The following is a 24,420-nucleotide window of genomic DNA, read 5'->3' on the forward strand; positions in this document are numbered from 1 at the left end:
AAAATAATTCAATTATTTTTAACTAATTGCCTAATTTTTATATTTAATGCAGCAAAGAATAAGGTCATAAATGGACTTAGCCAATTAAATATTGCGTACACAAAATAATCTGCAACATTAACTCCTAAAACTGTAGATTGATAGGCTCCACAAGTATTCCAAGGAATTAAAACTGAAGTTACAGTACCAGAATCCTCTAAACTTCTACTTAAATTTTCAGGAGCCAAACCCTTATCTTCGTATGCTTGTTTAAACATTTTACCTGGAATTACAATCGCCAAATATTGATCTGAAGCAATGGCATTTAAACCTAAACAACTTATAACAGTACTAGCAAATAAGCCAAACACCGATGATGCAACTTTTAATAAAGCATCGGTAATTCTTGTTAAAGCTCCAATGGCATCCATAATTCCACCAAAAACCATAGCACAAATAATCAAATATATAGTCCAAAGCATTCCTTGCATTCCACCTGCACTAAAAAGTTCGTTTAATTTTTCGTTAGCGGTGGTAATTTCAGTATCTATAAAAATTGCGTTTATAATTGATATAAAGTTTGAATTAGACAGCCCACTTAATATCTCCGATTGAAAAATAAATGCAAAAACAGCTGCTAGTAAAACACCAATTCCAAGCGCAATTAATGGTTTTGTTTTGGTTACAATTAACACAATTACAGCTACAGGTACAATAAATAGGTATGGTGAAATATTGAACGTACTATTAATAGTATTTAATAAACCGCTAACATCTGCATTTCCAGAAGTATCAATATTAAAGCTTAGAATACTAAACACAATTAGCGTAATTATAATTGTTGGTACTGTGGTTAGTGTCATATAACGTATATGCGTAAATAGATCTGTTCCCGCCATTGCTGGCGCTAGATTTGTAGTATCACTTAAAGGCGACATTTTATCTCCAAAATAGGCGCCTGAAATTACTGCTCCTGCAATCATACCTGTTGGAATACCCAATGCGCTTCCAATACCTACCAAAGCAATACCAACAGTTGCAGAAGTCGTCCAAGAACTTCCTGTTGCAATAGAAATTAATGCGGCGATAATTACCGAAGCCGGTAAAAAAATTGTTGGATTTAACACTTGAAGTCCATAATAAACCATTGCAGGTATAATACCGCTTACCAACCAAGTTCCAGCTAGAGCTCCCACCAAAAACAATATTAAAATAGGAATTAAAACACTCTTTAGGTTGTCTATAATTTCAACAACCATAGCTTTAAAATTCACTTTATTAAAAAAACCAACTATTGCAGCAACCAAACCACCTAATAATAAAATAAACTGATTGGAATAATCTCCCAATAAAACTCCATCAGCATAAAAAATATTATATGCCAACATAATCATTAAAGCTACTACGGGAATAAGTGCTTCAAAAAAATTGAGCTCAATATTGTTTATAATATCACGATCTTCATTATTAGGAGTGTTCTTATTTTCTTGCATGTATTATTTTTAGAAATGTAATAATACATAAAATTGAAAGTTTACACAAGTTAAAAGCCCCATTCTAATTAAGGAATGAGGCTTAAAAAAATAAAAAGAATCTAAATTTATAAAACGCCAACTTTTTTCATACACATTCTCATGGCTCTGTAAGTGCGTTCAATATCGTTATCTAATCCAATAGAAAAACGAATGATCCCATCGGAAAGTCCCATCTTAAGTTGCTCATCTTCTGGAATTTCAGAAGAAGTACTTGTTCCAGGCGCACTAAATAACGTTTTATAAAAACCTAAACTCACAGCTAAATATCCTAAATTTTCATGTTGCATTAGTTCCATTAATTCATTGGCTTTATCTAAATTACCAACATCTAATGTTAAAATTCCACCAAAACCATATTCTTTGTTGTACATAGTTTTAAACAACTCATTTCCAGGATGACTTTTAAGACCAGGATATACAATCTTTAATCCATCTGCTTCAAAATTTTCAGCTAAAAACAGTGCGTTCTCACTGTGCTTTTTCATTCTAATATGGAGCGTTCTTAGATTTTTTAAGATACTTGCAGCTCGAAAACTATCCATAACAGGCCCCAACAACATAGCGGCTCCATCATTTACATTTCTTAAGCTATCAATAAATTCTTGGCTTGCACAGACTACACCTCCAACCGTATCATTTGTACCGTTTATAAATTTTGTCAAACTATGAATTGTAACATCTGCACCTAATTTTTGTGGTGAAATTATTAAAGGAGAAAATGTATTGTCTACCACTAATAATACATTGTGTTTTTTAGCGATTTTAGATAATTCAGCAATGTTAGCAATTTCTAATAATGGGTTACTAATTGCCTCACAATAAATCATTTTTGTTTCTGAAGTAATTGCATTTTCTACTGCTTCTAACGAGGTAATATCCACAAAAGATGTTGAAATATTAAATTTTGGAGCAAAGTTTTTAAGAAATGCATAGCTCCCACCGTAAATAGTTCTACTAGAAACAATATGATCTCCTGCTCCACAAACTTGCATAAACACAGAGGTAATTGCTCCCATTCCAGAAGCAGCAACATTTGCAGTTTCAGTAAATTCCATTGCCGCCAAGGCTTCACTTAAATATAAATTACTTGGACTGGTATGACGTGAATATAGATAACAACCTTCTGCATGACCTTCAAATGTGTCTAACATTGTTTTTGCATGTAAAAAAGTATAGGTTGCTGAATCTGATATTGAAGGATTTACTCCTCCAAACTCTCCGAAATATTGTAAATCTTGAATATTATTTGCTGGTTTATGGCTCATGACTAACTGTTTTTTTATTATACATAGTTAAAGTTACTCGTATAAAATTAAGATATATTAATTATATATTCTGATTATTTAATCAATAACACTATCTTATACTATTAATCACTCTTTTTAAAGAATCATTTTCTTTTTATATAAATATTTTTATTAATTTTAGAAAAAATTACTCCCAATGAATAAAATTGATACAATTGATAATCAAATTTTAATGCTCTTGCAACAAAATTCTAAAATGAATATAAAAGAAATTGCACTAAAAATTGGCTTAACAACTACACCTACTTACGACAGAATTAAACGTTTAGAAAAATCTGGAACTATTACCCATTATAAAGCCGAAATAAATAGAGAAAAAGTGGGTTTAAATTTGGTGGTTTTTTGTCAGGTAACGCTCCAGGTACATTCAAAAAAATTAATTACTCAATTTGAAAACGCTATTGAAATAATGCCTGAAATTGTTGGGTGCTTTCATATTGCAGGAAACTTTGATTATTTATTAAAAGTTGTAACTCCAAATATTAAATCTTATCAATTTTTTTTAAAGAATAAACTTTCTGTTTTAGAGTCAGTTTCTAATGTGCAAAGCAATTTTGTTATGAGTATGGTTAAAGAAAATACCATTTATAAATTAGCTTAAAAAAGCCTGAATTAAAATTCAGGCTTTTTAAAAGTTTATTTATTCTTTCATTTATTTGCAACAATTGTAACTTGTAAATCAAATTCATCATTTATAAACTTTTCTTTTAAGTCGTTAAAAAACGATTTGGATTTATACTTTACATTAAAATCTGCTCTATTAATTTGAAAAACATCTGTTTTTAAAGTAACTGAATTATCAGTTTTTCTAACATTCCCTAATAAAGAAATTTCCTTTGTAATCCCTTTAATAGTAATATTTCCTTTAATTGTTGCTTCTCCATTTTCACTCATTTCAACTTGAGTAATTGCAAATTTTGAAGTTGGAAAAGTTTCAACTTCAAAAAAGTCTTTAGATTTTAAATGTCCTTCTAATCTAGCACTTCCATCAGCGTCTTTTATTGTAGCCATAGCTACAGAAAATAATCCTCCCGCAATATATTCATCTTGCATTAAAATTGACCCAGATTGCACCTCAATCGTTCCATTATGTGAACCCGTTGGTTTGTATCCTTTCCATGTAATTGTTGATTTTGCAAAATCAACTTCATACTTTTCTTGTGCAGTAACTTCTGAAAACGATAGCACTACAAATAATACCAGTATTCCAATTTTTTTCATTCTTTTTCTATTTTAGTTAATAACATTGTAAATGTATTAATTTAAAGTTTACCACTTTAAAAATAGCATTTCATCAAGATGATTACACTTTACATTTATTTTGATGCATTCACTTCAAAAGAAATTTCAAATTCATCATTAATAAATTTATCTTTTAAATTATCGAAGAATTTTTGAGATTTGTATTGAATGTCAAATTCAGTTCTGTCAATTTCAAAAGGAGCTCCAGAAAGTTGAATTCCATCAGCAGAAGTTGATAACGTTGCCGGGAACTGAATACTTTTTGAGATTCCTTTAATAGTTAAATCCCCTTTAACTAAGCTACCGTTAACACTTGTAATCTTAAATGTTGCTGTCGGATTATTTGCAACATCAAAAAAGTCTCCACTTTCTAAATGCCCTTTTAGTTTTGCGTTGTTTTCATCATCTGCTGGAATATCTAAAACGGTAATTGCGTTCAAGTCAAACACAAAATTTCCACCAACTAATTTTCCTTCTTTCACTTCTAAAGTTCCATTTTTAATTGCAACAGTTCCATTGTGCGTTCCAGTTGGCTTAAATCCTTTCCAATTTAAAACAGAAGTTTCTGTATTTGCTGTATAATTAGCATCCGCTATTCCCTGAATTTCAGTTTTGGCTTCTGTTGTATTATTTTCTTTTTTTACTTTTTCTTTACAAGAAATAAATAGTAGTGATATAACTACTAATGATAAGATTTGTTTTTTCATTTTTTTTAGTTTTAAATAATTCTGTAGAGTAAAAATAGCATTACTGCTATAATTAGACCTGATATAGATATTGTTTTAATTTATTAAAGTATAGTTAAACTTTATTTTTTGAATCAATAAGTATGGTAACTGGTCCATCATTTGTTAACGATACTTTCATATCTGCGCCAAATTCTCCAGTACCAACTTTTTTATTGAGTTCGGTTTCAAATTGAATTACAAATTGTTTATAAAGTGGAATTGCAATTTCTGGTTTTGCTGCCTTAATATAAGAGGGTCTGTTTCCCTTTTTTGTACTAGCTTGTAATGTAAACTGGCTTACAATTATGGCATCTCCATCAACATCTATTAACGAATTATTCATAACGTAATTTTCATCATTAAAAATCCTAAGATTTACAATTTTTTTTGACAACCAATTAATATCTTCTTTTGTATCTTCTGCAACGATTCCAACTAAAATAAGCAATCCGTTTTTAATTTCACTTACAACTTTACCTTCAATGGTAACAGAAGCTTCCAATACTCTTTGAATAACTGCTTTCATTCTGTTGGTTTTTGGTTGTTAGTTTTTAGTTTTAACAACATTTCATCTTTTTCACTTTTCACTTTCAAACTTTCATCTTCTCTACCCATAAATATCCGTTCTGTAATGCTCCTCGTCTCCTTCAACCATTTGTAGGTAACTATTATACCTTGAGTAGGCAATTTCACCATTTTCAATAGCTTCTTTTATGGCACATTTAGGTTCGTTAATATGCAAACAATTATTGAATTTACATTCAGATTTTAATTTAAAAAACTCAGGAAAATAATCTGTTATTTGGTGCGGATCAAAATCTACCACTCCAAAGCCTTTTATTCCAGGTGTATCAATAATAAAACCACCAAAACTTAAATGAAACATTTCAGCAAATGTGGTGGTATGCATTCCTTGTTTATGTTGTTTAGAAACTTCTTTTGTTTTTAAATTAAGAGTTGGTTCAATAGCGTTAATTAAGGTAGATTTCCCAACACCAGAATGTCCAGAAAACATAGTGGTTTTATCCTTCATTAATGTTTTTACCTCATCAATCCCAATATTTTTTGTTGCAGAAATGGCAATACATTTATAACCAATATCTGTATAGATAGCATCAAGCATTGCAAGTTTTTCTAGCTCTTCATCGTTATAAATATCCAATTTATTAAACAATAATACTGTTGTAATATTATAAGCTTCTGCAGTTGCTAAAAACCGATCTATAAAACCTGTAAATGTTGGAGGATTGTCTATAGTAACCAATAAAAAAGCAACATCAATATTTGCTGCAATTATATGGGTTTGCTTAGATAAGTTAACAGATTTACGAATAATATAATTCTTTCTTTCAAGAATATTATTTATAACTCCAGTTTCTTTTCCTTCTTCAAATTCAAATATAACGTAATCGCCAACCGCAACCGGATTGGTACTTTTTATACCTTTTATTCTAAATTTTCCTTTTAACCTGCAATCAATAGTATCACCATTTTCATCAAATACTGTATACCAACTTCCTGTCGATTTTGTTACAACTCCTTTCATCTGTTTCTACTTATTGTTTCTTAAGATCTTATGGAACATCAAATTTATTATAAATTTAAAATGGACATTTAATAATTACAAATATAATATAGTTTAAAAGTAATCTACGAAATAACGGTTTAAATTTAATTGCTATTAAAATTTACTAAAAAAGTGAAATTTATTTTATACATTTAAATTACTTCTAATAAAAAGAAATCTTATAAAAAAGAATTTATAATGGGCAAAAAAAAACTGAATAGAAAAAAATTAAATCCTCAAAATCCCATTTTTACTGGTATTAAATATACCGATGACTTTAAGATGCAACTTTTTAGTTACACCCAAAGTGAATTAAATGAAAACAATAATTTTTACGAAAAAGACTATAATGGCTTTAAAGATGACAGCAAACAATATTGGCTTAATACGCACGCCATACACGATGTAGCCCAAATTTATAGTATTTGCAAGAAAACTGGAGTTCACGATTTAGTAATTCAAGATATTCTAGATGTAAATCAAAGACCTAAATTTCAACAGTATGAAGATTACATCTTTTTCTCCATAAAATCTTTATTACCTACAGAAACTATTGAAATTGAAGCAGAACAATTAAGTTTTATTTTAGGTAAAAACTTTTTAATATCCTTTCAAGAAAGAAAAGCAGATCATTTTGAACATGTTAGACACAGATTAAGAGAAAATATTGGAATTTTGAGAGAAAGAACTACAGACTATTTACTTTTTCTTCTATTGGAATCTATTTTAGATAATTATTTTAAAACTATTGATAGTATAGAGGATAAAGTTGAAAGTTTTGCCCTGATTGATATAAATGAAGACCCTTCTCCCGAATTACTAAATACCATTGAAGTTTACAAGAGACAATTGCATTTTATTAAAAAAACAATTATCCCAATACGCGATTTTGCAACAAAAATTGAACGAGAACAGCATAAACTTATTCAACAGAAACACATTAAATATTTTTTTGAAATTAAAGATATCTGTCTTACACTTTTAGATAATTGCGATAAAATAGAAGCAAGATTAGAGAGTAACATTAATTTATTTTTTTCAATACAAGGGCACAGAATGAACCAAGTTATGAAAACTTTAACTGTAGTTTCTACAATTTTTATTCCACTGACTTTTTTAGCGGGAATTTATGGTATGAATTTCACTAACATTCCAGAACTATCTTGGAAATGGGGATATTTTGGTTTCTGGTTAATTATATTAGTTATTTTTATATTAATGTTGTTTTATTTTAGAAGAAAAAAGTGGTTTTAAATCACTACTTTTTAACCTATTATTATTTAATAAAAATAACTATTAAATCAAAAATATTATATAATTTTACTTTATAAATACAGTAAAAAGAATATGAACATGTTTCCTGTATTTTGCTTATTTAAAACAATTTACAACTAAAAAAATGAAAGATATAGAAAATATTGAATTAACTTATTTAACTTTAAATGACTATCAAGAACTAAAGGCTGCCATGATAGATTCTTATACAACTATGCCAAATTCTTTTTGGAAAGAACACCAAATAGCATCTCTAATTGAATGTTTTCCAGAAGGGCAGGTTGTCATAAAAATTAACGATCAAATTGCTGGTTGTGCGTTGTCTATTATGGTAGATTATAATAGTTTTGACGACCATCACTCCTATCAAGAAATTACAGGAAATTATACATTTAGCACACATACATCAGATGGAGATGTGCTTTACGGAATTGATGTTTTTATAAAACCAGAATATAGAGGATTACGTCTTGGACGAAGATTGTACGATTATAGAAAAGAATTGTGTGAGCGTTTAAATTTAAGAGGAGTTGCTTTTGGTGGAAGAATTCCAAATTATCATAAATATTCAGATAAATTATCACCTAAAGAATATATTGCAAAAGTTAGAAGAAAAGAAATTCACGATCCAGTATTAAATTTTCAAGTTTCTAATGATTTTCACCCAACAAAAGTGTTGAAGAATTATTTAGAAGGTGATGACGCCTCAAATGATTATGCTGTACTCTTAGAGTGGGACAATATTTATTATGAAAAGAAATCTAAGAAAGCATCGGTTATAAAAAAAGTAATTCGTTTAGGGTTAATTCAATGGCAAATGCGACCTTATAAAGATTTAGAAGAACTTATGACGCAAGTAGAATTCTTTGTAGATGCAGTTTCAGGTTATAGATCAGACTTTGCACTATTCCCAGAATTTTTTAATGCGCCATTAATGGCTCAAAACAACCATTTAACAGAAGCTGAGGCTATTAGAGAGCTCGCAAAACATACAGAGGAAATAGTAAAACAATTTTCTCAATTATCTATTTCATACAATATAAATATAATTTCAGGAAGTATGCCCGAAATGCAAAATGGCAAATTATACAATGTAGGTTATTTATGCAGAAGAGATGGTACGGTTGAAAGATATGAAAAATTACATGTAACACCAGATGAAGTTCGAGTTTGGGGACTTCAAAAAGGACATGAATTAAAAAGTTTTGATACGGATTGTGGAAAAATTGGAATCTTAATTTGTTACGATTCAGAATTTCCTGAATTAAGTAGAATTTTGGCAGATGAAGGAATGGATATTTTATTTGTACCATTTTTAACGGACACACAAAATGGCTATTCAAGAGTAAGAAATTGTTCGCAAGCCAGAGCTATAGAGAATGAATGTTATGTTGCAATAGCAGGTAGTGTAGGGAATTTACCAAAGGTTCAAAATATGGACATTCAATATGCACAATCTATGGTGTTTACACCTTGTGATTTTGCTTTTCCAGCAAATGGTATAAAAGCAGAAGCAACTCCAAATTCTGAAATGATTTTAATTGCTGATGTAGATATAGATTTACTAAGACAATTGCATCAATTTGGTAGTGTTAGAAATTTAAAAGATAGACGTAAAGATTTATACGAATTAAAAAAGTTATAACAAATAGTTCTCTTATGTAAAGTCCATCAGAAATTAATTGATAAAACATAAATTATGGATGAGTTAAACAACATAATTCGAGATTTTAAAAGTTGGGAATCTAGTGATTTAATTATAAAATTTTCTCAATTCATCTTTTGGCTCATAATTATACTATTAATTTCTTGGACCATAAGAAATAGCATTAATAAAAAAATTTCTGATAACTCAAATCGCTATCGCATTAAAAAATTGGTTCGAATTGGTAGTTATATTTTAATTATTTTTTTAATACTTATAACATTTACCGGAAGCTTCCAATATCTTACAGTTTCTATAGGTTTAATTAGTGCTGCAATAGCTTTTGCTTTACAAGAAGTAGTTTTAAGTATTGCGGGTTGGTTTTCCATATTTAGTTCAAATATATACAAACCAGGAGATCGCATTAAAATAAATAATATTAAAGGTGATGTGATTGATATTGGAATTACAAAAACTACTTTAATGGAAATTGGAGATTGGGTTTCTAGTGATAATTATAATGGGAGGATTGTTAAAATTAGCAATTCTTTTGTTTTTAAAGGTGCGGTTCATAATTATTCAACAGACTTTCCTTTTGTTTGGGATGAAATCAACCTTCCTATTAAATATGGCTCAGATATTGGGCTTGCCAATAAAATTATACAAAAAACAGCGGATACTCAACTTTCAAAATATGCTAATTTTGCTAAAGAAGATTGGAAATTAATGGTTAAAAAATATTTAATAGAAGATGCCATTGTTGCATCAACCTTATCGCTAAAATTAACTGATAATTGGATTGAATTTAATCTTAGATATGTAGTAGATTATAAAAAAAGAAGGCTTATAAAAAACGCAGTTTTTGCAGATATTTTAGATGAAATTACAAAAACAAATGGAAAAGTTGAACTAGCCTCAGCAACTTTTGAAGTGGTAGGTATTCCTAAATTAAATATTGACCTTACTAATAAACAATAATTTAAAAGGGTTAAATTGGAATAATTTTTGAGCGATTAAAATACTTAAAGCAACAAATTATGAAAAAAATAATCTATTATTTAGTAACTGTTCTTTTTATTGTTGGATGCAGTTCAACAACAAAAACTACAAAAACGGACACACAACTGCCAGAAGGTGCTATTAGAATAGCAAATGACGAATTGGAGTATGAAATTATTATTATAGACCCTGGTTTTGAAACCTACTTATTAACCATAGCAAAACCTGCAAATTTTTATTCGCAATCTTATTATGAAACGAAAAATAAATTTTATGTAACTGAATGGAATAACAGAGCCAGAAATCCTCTAGGCTATAACCCAAACATTTACGAAAATGTAATTGATTACGATTTCAACATAGATTATGGTTTAGATGTAAATTATAAGTTATACAACTATTTTAAATTTGTTGAATCTAAATACAAACAAAGATTTTAAGTTAATTTAGGTTCTTTTAATGTAGATCGTAAAACTAAATATCCTAATAAACCAGCAATTAGGGATCCAATAATAATACCCATTTTGGCTGCTTTAACTAAACTTTCTTCTTCATAGGCTAAGTTTGCAATAAATAAGGACATCGTAAAACCAAGTCCTCCTAACATTCCTGCCCCAAGTAATTGCTTAAAATTAACGCTCTCTGGTAAATCTGCAAATTTTAACTTTACAGCAATATAACTCATTAAAAAGATACCAATAGTATTACCTAACACTAAGGCTGCAGCAATATTAAAAACTAAATGAGTTGCACCCTCTAAACCTTTAAAGCTAATAATAACACCAGCATTTGCCAAAGCAAAAATGGGCATAATTAAATAAGAAACCCAGCCGTGTAATGTATGTTCTAAATTTTGAAGTGGAGAATGTACTTTTTCTGAACAACTTTCAATTACATCAATAGCGTGTATCTGATCGTTGGATAATAATTGACTAGAAGTGGCTTCATTTTCTCTAAAAATTGACAATTGTTTTTTTACAGTACTTAAATATTCTGAAACATTTACTTTCCTATGAATTGGGATTGAAAACGCCATTAAAATTCCAGCAATAGTAGGATGTACTCCAGATTTTAAAAATAACAACCATACTATAAAACCTATTATAAAAAACAAGTATTGAGAATACACCTTTTTGTAGCTTAAAAAAGAAACCCCAGCAAACAGAATCATTGCATAACCTATTAAATCCCATTGAATATTTGCACTATAAAAAATAGCAATAACTAAAACAGCTCCAATATCATCTACAATTGCGAATGCCGTTAAAAATATTTTCACTCCTAAAGGCACACGTTTTCCTAATAATTTTAATATTCCTAAAGTAAAAGCAATATCTGTTGCCATTGGCACTCCCCAACCTTCCATACCAACTTTACCCTTATTTAAAAAAAAGAAAATTAATATAGGAAATGCCATTCCTCCAATTGCCGCAAATATTGGAAGAGATGCTTTTCTTAAAGTTGTTAGTTCTCCAGCTAAAATTTCGCGCTTTACTTCTAAGCCTATTACAAAAAAGAAGATTGCCATTAAACCATCATTTATCCACAAAATTAAAGACTTGGATAAATGAAAGTCTGTATTTATAAATCCAATTGTAAATTTTTTATACCAAATCTCTTCATATAAATATCCATAAGATGAGTTTGCCCAAATTATGGCAAAAATTGAAACTAAAAAAAGTATAATACTTGAGGCTGTTTCTAATTTAATAAAACTCTTTAATGGATCACTTATAAATTTCATCTAACTATTTTATTTTTTGGAAATATACAATTTTTTTAAAAAATACTATCTTAATTTTTAGTGTAGTATTTAAAAAATTCTTTTTAAAAAGTTCAAAAATCAATTATAATTGAAATAATTTGAATTTTACTCATACTCTAAATATTAAACAATAAAATGCACTAAAAGATGGGAAAATTACTAATCTGAACCTGCAGGTTATTCAGACAGGCTCAGAATGAATATTTTAAGTATCTTTAAAAACCTCTTTTATTTACTTATTCTCATTTTATAGAACGATCTATATACAAAATACAATGCAACTAATAAGAATGCAATTCCAAAGTAAGGAGCTAAACCTCTAAATGAAGGTGAGATTGCAATTTCCATTGCCAATAAACCAAATAGGGTTGTAAACTTAATAATTGGATTTAAAGCTACCGAAGATGTATCTTTAAATGGATCACCAACAGTATCTCCTACTACAGATGCATCGTGCAACGCAGTTCCTTTTTCTTTCATATCAACTTCCACAATCTTTTTTGCATTATCCCAGGCTCCTCCAGCATTTGCCATAAATATTGCTTGGTACAATCCAAAGAAAGCGATAGAAATAAGATAACTAATAAATAATGAAACTGGTGCTGCTGCAATTAATTTATCTGCATCACTCATACTTTCAGAAAAATCAATAGGTGCAGATAAAAATGCAAATGCAAGTGCAAAAGAGAAAATCGCTATAAAAATATTCAACATTCCTTTTTGTGCATATTGCGTACATATTTTCACTACCTCTCTCGATTTCTCAAGATCTGCTTTTTTAGGCGCATTTGGATCTAAGTTAATATTATCTTTTATAAAGGCAACTGCTCTACTTGCTCCAGTGGTAACTGCCTGTATACTTGCTCCAGAAAACCAATAAATAACAGCACCACCAAGTAAAAATCCGAAAATAGTATATGGATTTAATAGGTTTAGAATTGCTTCAGGCTTAATACCTAAAGAATGTTCAATTACCAAAATTAATGCGAAAATCATAGTTGTTGCACCTACAACTGCTGTTCCAATAAGTACTGGTTTTGCAGTTGCTTTAAATGTGTTCCCTGCACCATCATTTGCTTCTAAATAATATTTCGATTTTTCAAAGTCTGGAGTAAATCCAAAATCTTTTTCTATTTCGACAGTTATTTCTTCAATATTATCTTCAATCAAAGACAATTCATAAATAGATTGTGCATTATCAGTAACTGGTCCGTAACTATCAACAGCAATTGTAACAGGCCCCATACCTAGCATACCAAATGCTACCAAACCAAAGGCGAAAATAGAAGGATATATCATAATATTTCCTAAACCATAAGTTGATGCATAATAGGCAATAAACATTAAGAAAAAGAAAACCATTCCTTGCCAAAAGGCACTAAAATTACCTGCTACCAACCCAGAAAGTATATTCAGTGAAGCTCCTCCTTCTTTAGAAGCTTCTACAACTTCCTTCACGTGAATTGATTTTGGGCTTGTAAATAATTTGGTAAATTCAGGTATTAATGCAGCACCTAAAGTACCAGCACTAATAATTATTGAAAGCGTTATCCATAAGTTATTGTCAAGATCACCTATTAAATAATAGCTTGCAATAAATGTAACTACAATTGACAATAACGATGTAATCCAAACCAATGAAGTTAGTGGCTTTTCAAAATCAAGTTCGTCAACATTACTACATTTTGCTTTTGTTATTGCGCCATTAATCCAATACGAAACTATAGATGTAATCACCATTAAAATTCGCATTACAAAAATCCAAACTAACAATTGTGTTTGTAAAGACGTATCTATAATTGCCAATAAAATAAACGAAATTAATGCAACACCCGTTACTCCGTAAGTTTCAAATCCATCTGCTGTGGGTCCAACAGAATCACCTGCATTATCCCCAACACAATCGGCTATTGTTCCTGGATTTCTTGGGTCATCCTCTCCTATTTTAAAGATTACTTTCATTAAATCTGAGCCAATATCTGCAATTTTAGTAAAAATACCACCTGCAATTCTAAGAGCTGAAGCACCTAAGGATTCACCAATTGCAAAACCAATAAAACTGGCACCCGCATATTCTCCAGGCACAAACAGTAAAATTATTAGCATCATAGTTAATTCCAAAGAAATTAAAACCACACCTATACTCATTCCTGCATTTAAAGGGATGTTTAATAACTTGATAGGTTTTCTCTCTAATGAAGCAAATGCCATACGTGAATTCGCCAAAGTATTCATTCTAATTCCAAACCAAGCAACAGCATAAGAACCTAAAATTCCCAGAATTGTCCATCCTAAAATCATTAACACTCCAACAATACCAAATAAATTTTCTCCTGTTTCCGGATCTTTAGATAAAAAACCAAAATAAAAAGCTACAGCAGTTCCAATAAATAAAAATAAAATAAAAATAAATTTTCCTTGTTGAATTAAATAGGTTTTTGATGTTTCAAAAATAACTTGAGCCACCTCTAACATAGATTTGTGTGCATGAATTTTTTTAATTTGAATAAACTGATAAAACCCAAAAAACAGTCCTAACATCGTAATGATAAAACCCCAATATAAAATATATTGATCCTTAATAGCATCTGGAATTATTAAATCCGCTTCACTTGCAAACATTTGTGCAGGCAGCATTAATACAATTAAAATTGCGATAATTTTTTTCATTGGTTAGAAAGATAAAGATTAGTGATTAAGTTAAAGTACAAAAGGTAAAAAAACATCAAAATGATAACGCAAGAAAAGAGGTTTTCTTGAAATTGATTTATATTTAGGGGATATTCCAAATTAAATCGTACCATTTAGTCTTAAATACTTTATAAAGGTAAATAATTTATATATAAAAATATGACTCAGGCATTTATTTATAATGATTCTAACTTTTAAGACTTAACCAAAAACAAAAAGCTCACCAATTAAATTGGTGAGCTTTTGCTATTATAAAAAGAATGATTTAGTTTTTCTTTTCTACTTCTTTAATTATTTTTTCAACTTTCTTCACCTTAACATCTGCATCTTCTAAAGCATCTATTTTTGATTTCACCTCTTCTTCAGTACCTTCAAAAACTATTTCTACAACAACTTCTTCTTCGTTTTCTATAGTAGTTGTAGTAACCGTAGCTTTTACAGTTCCGTCATCATTATTTTCCATAGTCACCAATACCTCTTTCTTAATTACTTTAACTAAGACTTCAGTTTGAGCTTTATCTTCAGTATATTTTGCCACATCAACAGCATCTAAGGCAATACTTGGTGCAATAACTAAAGCAACTACCGACATTAATTTTAATAAAATATTTAAAGAAGGCCCTGAAGTATCTTTAAAAGGATCTCCAACAGTGTCACCAACTACTGAAGCTTTATGTGCTTCAGACCCTTTTCTCCCGTGCTCTTCAATTGTTTTTTTAGCATTATCCCAAGCTCCACCTGCATTTGATTGAAAAATTGCCATTAATACACCGCAAGTTGTAACACCTGCCAGTAAACCTCCTAGCATCTGTGCACCGCCAATAAACCCGATAAGTACTGGAACTATTAAAGCCAATAAACCAGGTAATACCATTTCTCTAATAGAAGCCTCTGTAGAAATTTCAACACATTTTTCATATTCAACATATCCATCAGCTTCATCAAAAATAGCGAGTTCTTCTTTTGAAAAATTCTCTTTCTTCGAGTCATGCTTTCTCATTACCTCTAAAGCAGCGTGTAATTGTGGTATTTCCTTAAATTGACGACGCACTTCTTCAATCATAGTCATTGCAGCACGTCCTACCGCTTTCATAGCTAAAGCAGAAAATACAAATGGTAACATTCCTCCTACTAATAGACCAGCCATAATTTCCGGCTTGGATACATCAATTGATGTTATATTCGCTGTTTTCATAAAGGCTGCAAATAGCGCCAGTGCCGTTAATGCAGCAGAAGCAATTGCAAATCCTTTTCCAATTGCAGCAGTTGTATTTCCAACAGCATCTAACTCATCTGTACGCTGACGTACTTCTTTTGGTAGTTCAGCCATTTCAGCAATTCCTCCAGCATTGTCAGAAATTGGTCCATAAGCATCCACTGCTAATTGAATTCCTGTATTTGCTAACATCCCTACAGCTGCTATTGCAATACCGTATAACCCTGCAAAATAGTGAGAGAACATTATTGCCCCAGCAATAAATAATATTGGAAACATTGTAGACATCATTCCCACGCCTAAACCTGCAATAATATTAGTTGCAGCACCAGTTTCTGATTGCTTTACAATAGAATTTACTGGGATAGTTCCAGTACCGGTATAAAATTCTGTTACTTTACCAACAGCAAAACCAGCAATTAAACCTGCCAATGTAGCATAAAAAACACCCATCGCATTATATTGTATTCCATCTGTTGTCCATTCAGCTGGCAATAAACCAGATTTTACAATGATGAAAAATGAAGCAATAATCATTAAAAATCCTGATCCGAATTCACCAAAATTCAACGCTTTATGTGGACTACCACCTTCTTTAACTCTCACAAAAAATGTACCTACGATTGATAATACAATACCAACAGCTGCTAAAACCAACGGTAAATAAACCGCTCCTAAGCCTCCATAATCTGGAGTTATAATTAGTGCTCCTAAAACCATTGTACCAATAATAGAACCAACATATGATTCAAATAAATCGGCCCCCATACCTGCTACATCACCTACATTATCACCTACATTATCTGCAATTGTTGCTGGGTTTAATGGATGGTCTTCAGGGATACCGGCCTCAACTTTACCAACTAAATCTGCACCAACATCAGCTGCTTTGGTGTAAATTCCACCACCTACACGTGCAAAAAGTGCAATGGAAGACGCTCCTAATGAAAAACCAGAAAGTACATTTAATACCATTGGTATATTTTCAGTGCCCGGCCACATCCATTGGTATAACATAAAGAGTGAACTTAACCCTAGTACTCCAAGACCTACAACTCCTAATCCCATTACAGATCCACCTGCAAAAGCTACTTCTAATGCTTTTCCAATAGAAGTTCTTGCTGCTTGGGTAGTTCTAACATTTGCCTTAGTAGCTGCTTTCATTCCAATAAATCCAGCTAAAGCAGAGCAAATTGCACCTACAATAAATGATACTGCTACCATTCCGTGAGAACCAACATCATAGGTTCCTTTAAAGTATAATAGAATTGCAACCCCTAATACAAATATTAATAATATTTTGTATTCAGCTTTTAAAAAAGACATTGCACCATCTGCAATGTGCTTTGCAATCCTTGTCATTTTTTCATTTCCTCCATCTTGTTTAGACACCCAGGCATTTTTAAATACAACAAATCCAAGCGCTAAAACCCCAAATAGAGGCAAAAATTTTACAATAAATTCCATTCTTTAGTTAATAAGTTAAGTTAATTAATTTTTCTAATATCGCTAAAATAGTAAAATATAAACTATAAAAAAAACCACCTTTAATTTTTAAAGATGGTTTGCATAAATCGTTGATTGATTATGTATTATATTGTAAAAGTTCTTTTTTTCTTATGTTCGCTATTCTCGTACCTAGCAATACATTCGTGGTAAATTTTTTCCGCTTCCGCTGCATTTCCCCATCCACCAACATCTACTTTTTTCTTTTCTAAATCTTTATAAACTTGAAAAAAATGTTCAATTTCTTTCAATCTATGTGGATTTAAATCATGTATATCTTTTCTATTATTCCAGATTGGATCTGAAACTGGCACACAAATTATTTTTTCATCTGGCCCTTTCTCGTCTGTCATGTGAAAAACTCCAATTGGTCTTACTTCCATAACAACCATAGGAAATGTTGGTTCAGAACCTAACACTAACACATCTAAAGGATCTTGATCTAAAGCTAATGATTCTGGAATAAATCCATAATCACCTGGATACATCATAGATGAAAACAACATTCTATCGAATCTAATTTTATGCAAGGCAAAATCATATTCATATTTGTTTCTACTTCCTTTTGGTATTTCAATTAACACGTCGAATGTTAATACTTTTTTAGATTTAGCAGTCATTTTTTATTTTAATTTTTGCAAAAGTACAAAATTCATAGGTTTGTCTATGCACTTTTTAATATGATTTTAAAAATGGAAACCAAAAGCTCCCTTTATAGCGAACTTATTGGCAGTTGGCATATCTAGATAATTACCTCTCCAACTAAAATCAATTCTAAATACTTTAAAAATATTTCCAATTCCAACACTATATTCATAATAGCCTTTTGTAGGTGCAACATAATTTATATTTGAAGCATTTAAAGCTAAATTTTTTTCTGAGATTTCTCCCCAAACACCTTTAACGCCAACAATTTCTCTTAAATTTAATTTTCTCAATAGAGGTACTCTAGATAAAAAACGTCCGTTAAAATTATGTTCAATATGAAGTGAAGCATACGTATCCGTTACAAATTCGTAATAATCTAATAAGGCATAGGTATTTTCAATAGTAAAATAAGATTGATTTCCAGGTACAACATTTAGTAATCCTAAAGGTACTTCACCAAAAGTTTTTCCAACTTCAAAAGTGGTAAACATTCTACCAAAGCCACCAATTAATATTGGTTGACGGTAATAAAACTGCAATTTCTGATAGTCGAAATCACTATCAAAAACACCTTTTATTCCTTGTGAATAATTTAAAAACCAAGTTGAGTACGTATCTGTTACTTCGTTTCTTTCTACACCGTAACCAATTGTTTTTCTGTCTGGAGTATATTTTATAGAGAAATCTATTTCAGATTGAATGATATTGGATTTTCTAATATCATTTTGTTTATCAACCCAATAATCTAAATTAAATGTTTCTGGAGATGCAGATTCCAATGTTCTATAAGAGGCTCCAATTTTAAATTGTAGGTTATGTTTTGGTTCGATAGACATATAAAAGTTAGACAAATTTATAGATGTTAACTTACTATTATCTCCGCTTGCAAAAAATGAAGAAGATGCAAAACTTCTTCCTAAAATATCATTTGTAGTTGTTAAACTCACTCCTATTTGCTCCACATCTCGCCTGTTCCCTGCTCCAATTATAAACCTACTTTTGGGATTTAACATCCATTTACCTGACACTCCATATTTAAATTTATCATCATCAAAACCATAGGCTGTATAACCTTGCAAACGCCAAGGTTCGTTGCCGCCTAAATAGGTTCTTCCTCCAACACGCAATCGCAATCCTTCAACATCATTTTTTCCAAAAGTTGAATAAATAGATCCAAAATCGAATTTATTAAACTCTATATATCCAGAGCCTAAAATTGAAATAGCATTGTACATTTTTTTAAACTTTGGAACTGTAGTTAGGGTATCTAACATTTTATAGATTCCGAGTTCGTTATCGTTTAATTTTTCTTGCCTATTACCACTCCAAAACGCATCGTTTTTGTTGTAAATTTTTTCATCATAAACATTAATTTCTTTTGAATAGAAACTAGGATCCTTTATTTCATCAAATATATAATCTTTATACATGGTAGTTCTTCTACCATAAACTCCTTTGGATTTATCTTTCTTATTTAAACTAAAATCCGATAACATATAATCTCTTTTCAATAAAAATACCGAATCATTTAGTACATTAAATTCTTGTTCTATATATATATCTTTAACCCAATTAATGTTTGCACTTCGTGTTGCTTGCATATTAATTTCTTTAACTGCAAACGTAGTATCGTTTACCCAAAAATCGCCTTTAAAAGTTAATTCACTTTTTCTTCGAGGATAATATAAAATATTATAACACCATTTATTATCCACAAAAGCACTATCGGTTAACACATAATTATAGGTTGAAATTCCTGACGCTTTTGAAATAGGACTCACAAAACTTTTATCGAAAATTTTAATATAACTATCATAAATATTATAGTCTACATATAAATCTTTTATAAAAGCAATTACATTTTGATTGGAATTAAATCCAGAATTTTTATTTGCAACTAAATCTTCTCGTAATTTTTTACCGTCTTTATTTTTACCATAAGAATTGTACACAGATTCGTTAATAAAAATCGGTAAAAAAGCTTTCCCTGTGATGTTTGAAGTATCTATATTTTTAAAAACAAATTCCATTCCTTTAAACAGTTTCTTTTTCATAAAAGCACTGTCAACATTATTCATATCAAACTCTAGTTTTTCGTACTTTTCGTATTGATATTGATCGAATAAATAAATACCATTTTCACGTTCTTTTGCCCATATCTTCTTCAAGATAGCAATTGCAGGGTTTCCCTTTTTCTTAACCTTACCGCTATAAATAAATACTTCATCTAATTGAGAAGCTGCCTCATTTAAAATTATTGTTAAATTAAAATCTCTACTTTTTATGGGTACTATTTTTGTTTCATAACCTATAAATGATACTTCAATTTTAGTATAAGTCTTATTTGATTCTAGATAAAACTTACCATTCTCATCTGAAACTGTTCCTGTATTGGAATCTACAAAAACTATGTTTGCAAATGGAATTGACTGATTTTGTTCATCTACTACTACACCGCTAATTTTAACCTGTGCAAAACTCATTGAAAAAATGAACAAAAAAAGGAAGTATATAACTTTAAAAATTATTTTCATATTTAATACTTATTGTATTTTAAGGGTCAGATTTGTTATTCTAAATCTAAAGTTAGAATAGACGTTTTAAATAAAAAATCCTTTCAAGTAGTACTTGAAAGGATTTAATAACGCAAATAGTATGCCTTTATTTTATATACATAACATCTTTCACCGCTTTAACAACATCGTTAAAGTTAGGTAACCATTCTTCTAACAAAACTGGAGAATATGGTGCAGGTGCATCTGCTGTTGTAATTCTTCGTATTGGAGCATCTAAATAATCGAATACATTTTCTTGTACTTGAAATGTAATCTCAGAAGAAACACTTGCAAAAGGCCAAGCTTCTTCTAAAATAACCAATCTATTTGTTTTTTTAACTGAAGTAAAAATAGCTTCAAAATCCATTGGTCTAACTGTACGCATATCTAAAATTTCACAAGAAACGCCTTCTTTCTCAAGAACATCGGCTGCTTTGTATGCTTCTTTAATAATTTTACCAAATGAAACAATTGTTACATCTGTACCTTCTCTTTTAATATCTGCAACACCTAATGGAATAATATACTCACCCTCAGGTACTTCCATTTTATCACCATACATTTGTTCAGATTCCATAAAAATAACTGGATCATCATCTCTAATTGCCGCTTTTAACAAGCCTTTTGCATCATATGGATTTGAAGGAACAACAACCTTTAAACCTGGTGTATTTGCAAACCAGTTTTCAAAAGCTTGAGAATGCGTTGCACCTAATTGTCCTGCAGAACCAGTTGGCCCTCTAAAAACAATTGGGCAATTTAACTGACCTCCAGACATCTGTCTAATTTTAGCAGCATTATTAATAATTTGATCAATTCCAACTAAAGCAAAATTAAAGGTCATAAACTCAACAATTGGTCTATTTCCATTCATTGCTGAACCAACAGCAATACCCGTAAAACCTAATTCAGCAATTGGTGTATCAATAACTCGCTTTGCTCCAAACTCGTCTAACATTCCTTTAGACGCTTTGTATGCTCCATTATATTCAGCAACTTCTTCACCTAATAAAAATATAGATTCATCTCTTCGCATTTCTTCACTCATTGCCTCGCAAATAGCTTCTCTAAACTGTATTGTCTTCATTGTATATTTTTTAACGAATTGCAAAAGTAAGCAATTCTAAATTTACTATCAAAAAAATAATACTTAATAAAATTTTACTATGCACGCATAGTATTTTTAAAAAAAAGTGGTACATTCGTAAAAAAATAATAATAAAGTCGTTATTTTTATAAATAAATATTCAAATAAATAATAAAATGAAAATATTAGTTTGTATAAGTCACGTTCCAGATACTACTTCAAAAATAAATTTTACTGAAAACGATACAAAATTTGATAGTAACGGCGTGCAATTTGTAATAAATCCGTATGATGAGTTTGCATTAACGCGTGCTATGTGGTTTAAAGAAAAACAGGCTGCAAGCATAACTGTTATAACTGTAGGCGACGCCACAACAGAACCAACATTAAGAAAAGCTTTAGCTATTGGAGCTGATAATGCTATTAGAGTTAATGCTACAGCAACAGATGGTTTTGCAGTTGCAAAAGAATTGGCTGCAGTAGTTAAAAATGATACATATGATTTAATATTAGCTGGAAAAGAATCTATTGATTATAATGGCGGAATGGTTCCTGGAATGTTAGCTGGATTGCTAGATTACAACTTTGTTAACGCTTGTATTGGACTTGAAATTGAAGGTGAAGAAGCCACTGTTTCAAGAGAAATAGATGGTGGAAAAGAAGTATTATCTTGTAATTTACCTTTAATTATTGCAGGCCAAAAAGGACTTGTTGAAGAGAAAGACCTACGCATACCAAATATGAGAGGTATAATGATGGCGCGTAAAAAACCTTTAACTATTGTTGAACCAACAGCAAGTGATACTGCTACTAAATCAACATCTTTTGAAAAACCAGCTGCCAAATCTGCTTGTAAACTAATAGATGCTGACAATGTAGATGAGTTAATAAACTTATTACACAACGAAGCAAAAGTAATATAGTAAAACACTGTTGAAAAATTGAAAAGTTGAAAAGTGTAAGAACCGTTCAACCCTTAAACGTATCAACTATTAAACAAAATAAAAAAATATGTCAGTTTTAGTTTTAGCCGAAACATCGGAAGGAAAATTTAAAAAATCAACGTTTGAAGTTACATCCTATGGAAAAAAAGTTGCTGAACAATTAGATACAAATCTCGTAGTTCTTGCAATAAATGCAACTGAAAACGAAACACTTTATAAATATGGTGCAGAAAAAGTGTTAAATGTTTCAGATGAAGCGTTGGCTACTTTTAATGCAAAAACAGTTGCAAACATTGTTAAACAAGCTGCAGAAAAAGAAAAATCAACAGTTGTTATTATAGATTCAAATGCAAATGGTTTGTATTTAGCACCACTAGTTGCGGTTAATTTAAATGCTGGTTTTGCAAGTAATGTTATATCTTTACCTAGTTCAACCTCTCCGTTTGTAGTAAAACGGAAAGCATTTTCTAGCAAGGCATTTAATAATTGTGAAATTTCTACTGAAGTAAAAGTAATTGCACTAGCTAAAAATTCTTACGGAGTTTTTGAAAATGAAGTTTCAGGTACCACTGAAAGTTTTTCGCCAGAAATAGCGAGTAGTAATTTAACTTCAGAATCTATTGAGCAAACTACGGGTACTGTAACTATTGCAGATGCAGATATTGTGGTTTCAGGTGGTAGAGGATTAAAAGGACCTGAAAACTGGGGAATGGTTGAAGAATTAGCAGCTATTTTAGGTGCTGCAACTGCCTGTTCTAAACCAGTTTCAGATTTAGGATGGAGACCGCATAGCGAACACGTTGGTCAAACTGGTAAACCTGTTGCGGCTAATTTATATATTGCCATTGGTATTTCTGGAGCAATTCAACATTTGGCAGGAATTAATTCATCTAAAGTAAAAGTTGTAATTAACACCGATGCAGAAGCTCCATTTTTTAAAGCTGCTGATTATGGTATTGTTGGTGATGCTTTTGAAGTCATTCCAACATTAATAGAAAAGTTAAAAGAATTTAAAGCAATTAACGCATAATTTTATTAAATTGTGCCTCTTAACAAGGCTGTCTAATTTTTGGACCAAAAGTCCTTTGATTAGACAGCCTTTTTTGTTAATTTTAACGTATGAGTTTAGTTCGTCTAAATATAAAAGGAATATCCTACAGCCAAACACAAAGTGGTGCTTATGCATTGGTCTTGAGCGAAGAAGAAGGAAACAGAACATTACCTATTGTAATTGGTGCTTTTGAAGCGCAATCTATAGCTATTGCATTGGAAAAAGAGATTAAACCGCCAAGACCTTTAACCCATGATTTATTTAAAACATTTGCTGATAGGTTTCAAATAAAAATTAAACAAGTAATTATACATAAATTAGTTGATGGTGTTTTTTACTCTAGTTTAATTTGTGAACGCGACAATATAGAAGAAATTATTGACACTAGAACGTCAGACGCCATTGCTTTAGCAACTCGTTTTAGTGCACCCATTTATACATATGAAAACATTCTAGACAAGGCTGGTATTTACTTAAAAATGAAGGATGAATTAAGCCCAGGAAAAGAAGATGATATAGGATTAGAAAAATTAATTGAAGAAACTGAACCTGTTAAAAAATCAACCTTTTCAAAAGTCAGCTTGAAACAGTTAAATGAAAAATTAGAAAAAGCTGTTCAAGATGAAGACTACGAATTAGCTGCAAAAATTCGTGATGAAATAAATAAACGTACCCAATAA

General features: G+C 30.4%; 20 protein-coding genes. 8 read left to right on the plus strand and 12 right to left on the minus strand.

Features of this window, described 5'->3' with window-relative positions; translation table 11 throughout:
- Window positions 1-8: 8 nt before the first annotated feature.
- Window positions 9-1,472: a Na+/H+ antiporter NhaC gene (nhaC, locus tag IEW75_RS08115; RefSeq protein WP_134248610.1), complete on the minus strand. Its 1,464-nt coding sequence runs from the start codon at window positions 1,470-1,472 to the stop codon at window positions 9-11.
- 107 nt (window positions 1,473-1,579) lie between these two features.
- Window positions 1,580-2,779 (minus strand): aminotransferase class I/II-fold pyridoxal phosphate-dependent enzyme, encoded by a 1,200-nt coding sequence (locus tag IEW75_RS08120; RefSeq protein ID WP_134248609.1) that lies wholly within the window; start codon window positions 2,777-2,779, stop codon window positions 1,580-1,582.
- Between the two features lie 178 nt (window positions 2,780-2,957).
- On the opposite strand from IEW75_RS08120, the gene IEW75_RS08125 reads away from it, so the two are divergent.
- Entirely contained in the window at window positions 2,958-3,422 is a 465-nt protein-coding gene (locus tag IEW75_RS08125) for an Lrp/AsnC family transcriptional regulator (RefSeq protein ID WP_204744216.1), read from the plus strand.
- A 47-nt stretch (window positions 3,423-3,469) separates the two neighbouring features.
- Here the strand turns inward: IEW75_RS08125 and IEW75_RS08130 are convergent, their stop codons facing one another.
- The 4 genes from IEW75_RS08130 to rsgA all read right to left on the minus strand — a co-directional run bounded on the left by IEW75_RS08130 (window position 3,470) and on the right by rsgA (window position 6,337).
- Window positions 3,470-4,042 carry a YceI family protein gene (locus IEW75_RS08130; protein WP_134248608.1) on the minus strand — a complete coding sequence of 191 codons (573 nt, stop codon included), beginning with the start codon at window positions 4,040-4,042 and terminating at the stop codon, window positions 3,470-3,472.
- 95 nt (window positions 4,043-4,137) lie between these two features.
- Window positions 4,138-4,770, minus strand: a complete 633-nt coding sequence (locus tag IEW75_RS08135) for a YceI family protein (RefSeq protein ID WP_134248607.1) — start codon at window positions 4,768-4,770, stop codon at window positions 4,138-4,140.
- A gap of 94 nt (window positions 4,771-4,864) precedes the next feature.
- Window positions 4,865-5,317 carry a D-aminoacyl-tRNA deacylase gene (gene dtd / locus IEW75_RS08140; protein ID WP_134248606.1) on the minus strand — a complete coding sequence of 151 codons (453 nt, stop codon included), beginning with the start codon at window positions 5,315-5,317 and terminating at the stop codon, window positions 4,865-4,867.
- A gap of 81 nt (window positions 5,318-5,398) precedes the next feature.
- Complete coding sequence (rsgA, locus tag IEW75_RS08145; protein ID WP_134248605.1) at window positions 5,399-6,337, minus strand: ribosome small subunit-dependent GTPase A; 939 nt, start codon at window positions 6,335-6,337, stop codon at window positions 5,399-5,401.
- A 219-nt stretch (window positions 6,338-6,556) separates the two neighbouring features.
- Between rsgA and corA the strand changes: the two genes are divergently transcribed.
- The 4 genes from corA (at window position 6,557) to IEW75_RS08165 (ending at window position 10,717) form a co-directional block, all read left to right on the plus strand.
- Window positions 6,557-7,612, plus strand: coding sequence for a magnesium/cobalt transporter CorA (corA, locus tag IEW75_RS08150; RefSeq protein WP_134248604.1), 1,056 nt, complete (start codon window positions 6,557-6,559; stop codon window positions 7,610-7,612).
- A 145-nt stretch (window positions 7,613-7,757) separates the two neighbouring features.
- A complete protein-coding gene (locus IEW75_RS08155) occupies window positions 7,758-9,278 on the plus strand; it encodes a carbon-nitrogen hydrolase family protein (RefSeq protein ID WP_134248603.1) in 1,521 nt (506 codons plus the stop codon).
- Between the two features lie 54 nt (window positions 9,279-9,332).
- The gene (locus IEW75_RS08160; RefSeq protein WP_134248602.1) at window positions 9,333-10,256 is read left to right on the plus strand and encodes a mechanosensitive ion channel domain-containing protein; all 924 of its coding nucleotides are present in this window, start codon (window positions 9,333-9,335) and stop codon (window positions 10,254-10,256) included.
- Between the two features lie 59 nt (window positions 10,257-10,315).
- Window positions 10,316-10,717 carry a DUF6146 family protein gene (locus IEW75_RS08165; RefSeq protein WP_134248601.1) on the plus strand — a complete coding sequence of 134 codons (402 nt, stop codon included), beginning with the start codon at window positions 10,316-10,318 and terminating at the stop codon, window positions 10,715-10,717.
- On the opposite strand, the gene nhaA is transcribed toward IEW75_RS08165, so the two are convergent.
- The 6 genes from nhaA to IEW75_RS08195 all read right to left on the minus strand — a co-directional run bounded on the left by nhaA (window position 10,714) and on the right by IEW75_RS08195 (window position 21,745).
- Window positions 10,714-12,021, minus strand: coding sequence for a Na+/H+ antiporter NhaA (gene nhaA / locus IEW75_RS08170; RefSeq protein ID WP_134248600.1), 1,308 nt, complete (start codon window positions 12,019-12,021; stop codon window positions 10,714-10,716). The genes IEW75_RS08165 and nhaA overlap by 4 nt on opposite strands.
- A 249-nt stretch (window positions 12,022-12,270) precedes the next feature.
- Window positions 12,271-14,712 carry a sodium-translocating pyrophosphatase gene (locus IEW75_RS08175; protein ID WP_134248599.1) on the minus strand — a complete coding sequence of 814 codons (2,442 nt, stop codon included), beginning with the start codon at window positions 14,710-14,712 and terminating at the stop codon, window positions 12,271-12,273.
- Between the two features lie 286 nt (window positions 14,713-14,998).
- Window positions 14,999-17,416, minus strand: coding sequence for a sodium-translocating pyrophosphatase (locus IEW75_RS08180; protein WP_134248598.1), 2,418 nt, complete (start codon window positions 17,414-17,416; stop codon window positions 14,999-15,001).
- 125 nt (window positions 17,417-17,541) lie between these two features.
- Window positions 17,542-18,075 (minus strand): inorganic diphosphatase, encoded by a 534-nt coding sequence (locus tag IEW75_RS08185; protein ID WP_134248597.1) that lies wholly within the window; start codon window positions 18,073-18,075, stop codon window positions 17,542-17,544.
- A gap of 66 nt (window positions 18,076-18,141) precedes the next feature.
- A complete protein-coding gene (locus IEW75_RS08190; RefSeq protein ID WP_373286319.1) occupies window positions 18,142-20,586 on the minus strand; it encodes a DUF5686 family protein in 2,445 nt (814 codons plus the stop codon).
- A 178-nt stretch (window positions 20,587-20,764) separates the two neighbouring features.
- Window positions 20,765-21,745: a pyruvate dehydrogenase complex E1 component subunit beta gene (locus tag IEW75_RS08195; protein ID WP_134248595.1), complete on the minus strand. Its 981-nt coding sequence runs from the start codon at window positions 21,743-21,745 to the stop codon at window positions 20,765-20,767.
- Between the two features lie 176 nt (window positions 21,746-21,921).
- Here IEW75_RS08195 and IEW75_RS08200 point away from each other — a divergent pair, with 176 nt between their 5' ends.
- From IEW75_RS08200 to IEW75_RS08210, 3 genes are all read left to right on the plus strand, one after another.
- Window positions 21,922-22,668, plus strand: a complete 747-nt coding sequence (locus IEW75_RS08200; RefSeq protein ID WP_134248594.1) for an electron transfer flavoprotein subunit beta/FixA family protein — start codon at window positions 21,922-21,924, stop codon at window positions 22,666-22,668.
- Between the two features lie 88 nt (window positions 22,669-22,756).
- On the plus strand, window positions 22,757-23,719 hold the full coding sequence (locus IEW75_RS08205) for an electron transfer flavoprotein subunit alpha/FixB family protein (RefSeq protein WP_134248593.1): 963 nt from the start codon (window positions 22,757-22,759) through the stop codon (window positions 23,717-23,719).
- An 89-nt stretch (window positions 23,720-23,808) separates the two neighbouring features.
- Window positions 23,809-24,420, plus strand: a complete 612-nt coding sequence (locus IEW75_RS08210; RefSeq protein ID WP_134248592.1) for a bifunctional nuclease family protein — start codon at window positions 23,809-23,811, stop codon at window positions 24,418-24,420.

Origin of the sequence: Lutibacter litoralis (assembly GCF_014646675.1) — a bacterium.
GTDB lineage: Bacteria > Bacteroidota > Bacteroidia > Flavobacteriales > Flavobacteriaceae > Lutibacter > Lutibacter litoralis.